The sequence below is a fragment of the Streptomyces ureilyticus genome (assembly GCF_011045025.1).
GTDB classification, from domain to species: domain Bacteria; phylum Actinomycetota; class Actinomycetes; order Streptomycetales; family Streptomycetaceae; genus Streptomyces; species Streptomyces ureilyticus.
The window spans coordinates 1-4,672 of sequence record NZ_JAAKZX010000365.1; the positions used below are offsets into that span (position 1 = coordinate 1).

Below are 4,672 nucleotides of genomic sequence, written 5' to 3' on the forward strand. Positions count from 1 at the left end.
CTCCCGGAACTGCCCGTCGAGAACGAGAACACGAACTAGCTGGTTTTCTGCCTGGATACGTCGGTGGGGGCGCCCTCTTCGAAGAGGGCGCCCCCACCGACGTATCCAGGCTTCTTTAGAAAAACACCGACCGGCGCTGCACCAGCAGCTTGTAGAGGGTGTGCTGGATCTGCTCCCTGACCTGGTCCGTCAGGTTGAACATCAGCATCGGGTCCTCGGCCGCCTCCGGCGGGTAGCCGTCCGTCGGGATCGGCTCGCCGAACTGAATCGTCCACTTCGTCGGAAGCGGCACCGCACCCAACGGGCCCAGCAACGGGAACGTCGGCGTGATCGGGAAGTATGGGAAGCCCAAAAGGCGCGCGAGCGTCCTGGCGTTGCCGATCATCGGGTAGATCTCCTCCGCTCCGACGATCGAGCAGGGGATGATCGGCGTGCCCTGGCGCAGAGCCGTCGACACGAAGCCGCCGCGGCCGAAGCGCTGGAGCTTGTAGCGGTCGCTGAACGGTTTGCCGATGCCTTTGAAGCCCTCCGGCATCACACCGACCAACTCGCCGCGCTGCAGCAGCCGTTCCGCGTCCTCCGCGCAGGCGAGCGTATGACCGGCCTTGCGGGCCAGCTCGTTGACCACCGGCAGCATGAAGACCAGGTCGGCGGCCAGCAGGCGGAGATGGCGGCCGTCGGGGTGGTTGTCGTGCACCCCGACCTGCATCATCAGGCCGTCCAGCGGCAGCGTCCCGGAGTGGTTGGCGACGATCAGTGCCCCGCCGTCGGACGGGATGTTCTCGATGCCCTTCACTTCGACGCGGAAGTACTTCTCGTAAACCGGCCGCAGCATCGACATCAGGACCTGGTCGGTGAGCTCCTGGTCGTAACCGAAGTCGTCGACCTCGTAGTCGCCCGTCAGCCGCCGCCGCAGGAAGGCCAGACCATGCGCGATGCGCTGATCCCAGCCACCGCCCTGCCGCTCCGGCTCGGATGCGGTTTCCTCGGGCGTCACCGGCACATCTGTCACAGGAACATCATCCTGCAGAATCGTTCGGCCAGGCAGGGGCTGGACCTCACGTACCCCCGCGGGCTCGCCCTTGAGCCGGCTCCCCGCACCCCGGCGCCGCGGCGGCCGGTGCACGGCGCTCCCACGGGACCGGTCGTCGTCGAACGGAATGACCTTGGCGTCCGCCATCGTTGATGCGCTCCTCAGTTGGCGCTCTGCGTCGGGGGGTGGCCACCGCCCAGGAGGGACAGCCCGGCGATCCGGTCGACAGCCCCCGCAAGGGCTTCCGGCGGCAGGAGTCCGGGTCCGCGGCTGCGTGCGAAGTCCGCGAAGGTCTCCGCCGTCGTGTACTTCGGCCGGAAACCCAGCGTCTCGCGCATCTGGTGGGTCGCCACGACCCGGCCATGGGTGAGCAGCCGCAGCTGCTCGGGCGAGAAGTCCGTCATACCCAGCGTACGCACTGCCGTGCCCACCCAGCTGACCGCGGGCAGCAGCAGCGGAACCGTGGGCCGGCCGAGCCTGCGCGCACACTGCGAGAGCAGCAGGACCCCGTCGCCGGCGATGTTGAACGTACCGCTGTTGAGCGTCCCGCGTTCCGGCTCGTGCGAGGCGATCCGCAGCACGTCGATCACATCGTCCTCGTGCACGAACTGCAGCCGCGGGTCATAGCCGAACACGGTCGGCAGCACGGGCAGCGAGAAGTACGCGGCCAGCGGCGAATCCGCGCTCGGCCCGAGGATGTTCGCGAACCGCAGCACGCACACGGCCACATCGGGCCGGCGCCGCGCGAAGCCGCGTACGTACCCCTCGACCTCCACGGTGTCCTTCGCGAAGCCACCGCTGGGCAGCGACTTGGGCGGCGTCGTCTCCGTGAACACGGCCGGGTCCCGGGGCGCCGACCCGTAGACGTTCGTACTGGACTTCACGACCAGCCGCTTGACCGCCGGAGACTTCTGGCAGGCGCCGAGCAGCTGCATGGTGCCGATGACGTTGGTCTCCTTGACCGACGCCCGGCTGCCGCTGCCCAGGGGAGTGCCCGTGACGTCCATGTGCACGACCGTGTCGACGGAGTACTCGGCGAGCAGGCGCGCGATCGTGGGCTGCCTTATGTCGGCCTGTACGAAATCGGCCCCGCCCAGGTGGTGCTCGGGCCGGACCGCGTCCACGGCGACCACCCGGTCCACCTCGGGGTCACGCTGGATCCGCCGTACGAAACGGCCCCCGAGCTGCCGGGCCACTCCGGTCACGAGCACGATCTTCCCCAAGATCAGCGCCTTCCTTCCAGCCCTAGGTGGCTTCCTGCTCGTACTCTTCGCACTCTGCCGCGTTCCCCGTGGCGGCCCACGTTAGCGGGTCGATGTTGCGCTGTGGTGACCACTCGATGCACGAAGTTACGACGGACTCGGACATGCGACGAGACCAGGCCAATGTCGTACGACCGAACGCAGCCAACGGCGTTCCACTGGACGCAATCGGCGACGTACGACCCGAACAAACCGACGTCATACGACCACACCGCGCCGACCGGGTATGGCTGTGGCCCCCCACCGACGGGTGGGAGGCCACAGAGCGCCTGCCTGTCGCAGCGGCGCGCAACACCGTGGGCACGGTCGTGAGGGCGAGTCCGCCGGGGCGGGTTCATGGCCCTACGACCTACTGCCTACTTCTTGTTGCGACGCTGAACGCGCGTGCGCTTGAGCAGCTTGCGGTGCTTCTTCTTCGCCATCCGCTTACGCCGCTTCTTGATAACAGAGCCCACGACTACCCTCGCTCACTTCTCGGACAACCCCCGCAGCAGCGGGGACAATCACTCGGTGCGGGGCTGCATTGGGGCCCACACGACCTACGGGGGGCCAGCCTACCCCGACAGAGCTCCGAGCTTGTAATCGAGGTGATCCAGGGGGAAACCGGGGACGACCACGAGGGCCGTCACCGGCATCCACCGGAGTCGCCGTCAGGCGGTTTCCACCCCCACGTAGGACTCGCGAAGGTACTCGTGAACCGCTTGCTCCGGGACTCGGAATGACCTCCCGACCCGGATCGCGGGCAGATGACCGCTGTGCACCAGTCGGTACACGGTCATCTTCGACACTCGCATCACCGAGGCGACTTCCGCCACGGTAAGGAACTGAACCTCGTTCAGAGGCCTCTCGCCAGCAGCCATGACACACCTGAACCTTCCGCACTCGACGGTCACCGGCTTCCCCTTCCGGTGACACTTCGTCGTTGCGTGCTCACTCCCCAATGTAGGGGCGGGTGATGCGAGTGGGGAAGAGGGGATGCCATCTGGCAGCTACTGTGACAGACACGCTCGATTGAGTACATAGCGAGTAAGCGGTCGGTAGTAAGCAGACCGCACAGCGTCATCAAGCGGAACGGCGACGGACACGAGCCCCTCCGCCTCCCCGACGAACAGCGCGGGATCGTCCGTATCCCCGAGACCTATGGCCTCGAGCCCCAGCTGACCTGCACCGCAGACCCAACCGTGGTCCCCGATCACCAGTTCCGGGAGGGGCCCGCCGACCTCCGCGGCGGCCGCCAGCGCCAGTCGAACCGGGAGAGGTGAATGCGAGTGTGCGCCGGTCTCACAACCGGTGACACGGGTCCCTGGTTCGCGTACCAGCGCGACACCTTGTACGTAGTCAAGGTTGTACGTGCGTAGACCGAACCGGGTCGTTATGTCGACACAGCTACCCTGCGCGGGAGTGAGCACGGCACATCCAGCCGCCGACAGAGCGTCCGCGAGAGCGGCGTAGAAACCGAGCAGTCGGTGCGGATGGCCGGTGCCCAGAAGCACCGGGGAACGGTTACGGGCCGCCACCTGGAGCCGCTCCGCGAAGGCATCAAGAGCCGCCAACGTCCGCTCAGGATCGATCACATCGCGGCCCGATGTGTTCCGTGGGTCGGCTGAGACTCCGCACTTGTCAGCCATCAACGCGACCAAATCCGGCTGTTTCCACGTCCATTCAGGGTCCAGCCCGATCAGCACGCGGGGATCGCGGGCCGCGAAGAGCCGATAACTCCGCAGACTCTCCTCCCGCGAGGTCGCCACAGGCCCGGCCAACCGCGCGGCCAGCAAATGCGCACGCAACGCTCCAGCACTCAACACACTGCGATGCTGGCGCATGTGCCGCTGGCGCACGCCGAAAACGCCGAAAGCCCGCACGGTCGGAGTACGTCCGCTGTGGGCAATCGTTCCGCAGGGCGATGGGGGTCCCCCCGCTCGAGCGGAGCCGAGAGTGGGGGAGGGTGGGCACAGCCACAAGTACCGAGTGCCGAGAAAGCACGGCCCGACTGCCGGGGGGCTTGGGGCGAAGCCCCAACTTCGGGAAGGGGCGGGCTTGGGGAAGAAAACCCCTACGCCAGCAACCCCCGCAGCGGAAACACGGCCCGCCGAGCCGCGACGATCGCCTGGTCAAGCCGGTCGGCCGGATCGTACCCGTCCTCCCACGACTTCCAGGCCACCGGCCACCGCCCATCCGTCATCCGGTGGGGCGCCAACTGCCGCGTACGAGCGAAGACTTCCTGCCGCCACTCCTCAGGAATCCCGGCATCGGGCGCGATCTCCCGCCCCGCGGCAATGGCGACAAGATGCGTCCAGGACCGCGGCAGGCCGGCGACGTCGACACCGCGCTCGCCGGCGGCGTCAGCCTGCTGCTCAGCCCAGAGATCAGCGTATTC

At 67.4% G+C, this 4,672-nt stretch carries 5 protein-coding genes and 1 pseudogene; all 6 read right to left on the bottom strand.

Annotation, left to right across the window (positions count from 1 at the left end):
• Positions 1 to 115: 115 nt before the first annotated feature.
• Positions 116 to 1,180, bottom strand: coding sequence for a lysophospholipid acyltransferase family protein (locus G6048_RS46700; protein WP_165345687.1), 1,065 nt, complete (start codon positions 1,178 to 1,180; stop codon positions 116 to 118).
• A gap of 14 nt (positions 1,181 to 1,194) precedes the next feature.
• Positions 1,195 to 2,256, bottom strand: a complete 1,062-nt coding sequence (locus G6048_RS46705; RefSeq protein WP_165345688.1) for an NAD-dependent epimerase/dehydratase family protein — start codon at positions 2,254 to 2,256, stop codon at positions 1,195 to 1,197.
• A gap of 395 nt (positions 2,257 to 2,651) precedes the next feature.
• On the bottom strand, positions 2,652 to 2,750 hold the full coding sequence (locus tag G6048_RS46710) for a 30S ribosomal protein bS22 (protein ID WP_003948845.1): 99 nt from the start codon (positions 2,748 to 2,750) through the stop codon (positions 2,652 to 2,654).
• A gap of 195 nt (positions 2,751 to 2,945) precedes the next feature.
• Complete coding sequence (locus tag G6048_RS46715; protein ID WP_093781815.1) at positions 2,946 to 3,155, bottom strand: helix-turn-helix domain-containing protein; 210 nt, start codon at positions 3,153 to 3,155, stop codon at positions 2,946 to 2,948.
• A 129-nt stretch (positions 3,156 to 3,284) separates the two neighbouring features.
• Positions 3,285 to 4,100, bottom strand: a complete 816-nt coding sequence (locus tag G6048_RS46720) for a phosphatase (RefSeq protein WP_165345689.1) — start codon at positions 4,098 to 4,100, stop codon at positions 3,285 to 3,287.
• Between the two features lie 248 nt (positions 4,101 to 4,348).
• Positions 4,349 to 4,672, bottom strand: a pseudogene (locus G6048_RS46725) (acetoin utilization protein AcuC); the annotation flags it as partial.

What these genes read in the sequence shown, in the direction of transcription:
- G6048_RS46700 (WP_165345687.1), bottom strand. Translation starts at nt 1,180, where the DNA reads ATGGCGGACGCCAAGGTCATTCCGTTCGACGACGACCGGTCCCGTGGG.
- G6048_RS46715 (WP_093781815.1), bottom strand. Translation starts at nt 3,155, where the DNA reads ATGGCTGCTGGCGAGAGGCCTCTGAACGAGGTTCAGTTCCTTACCGTG.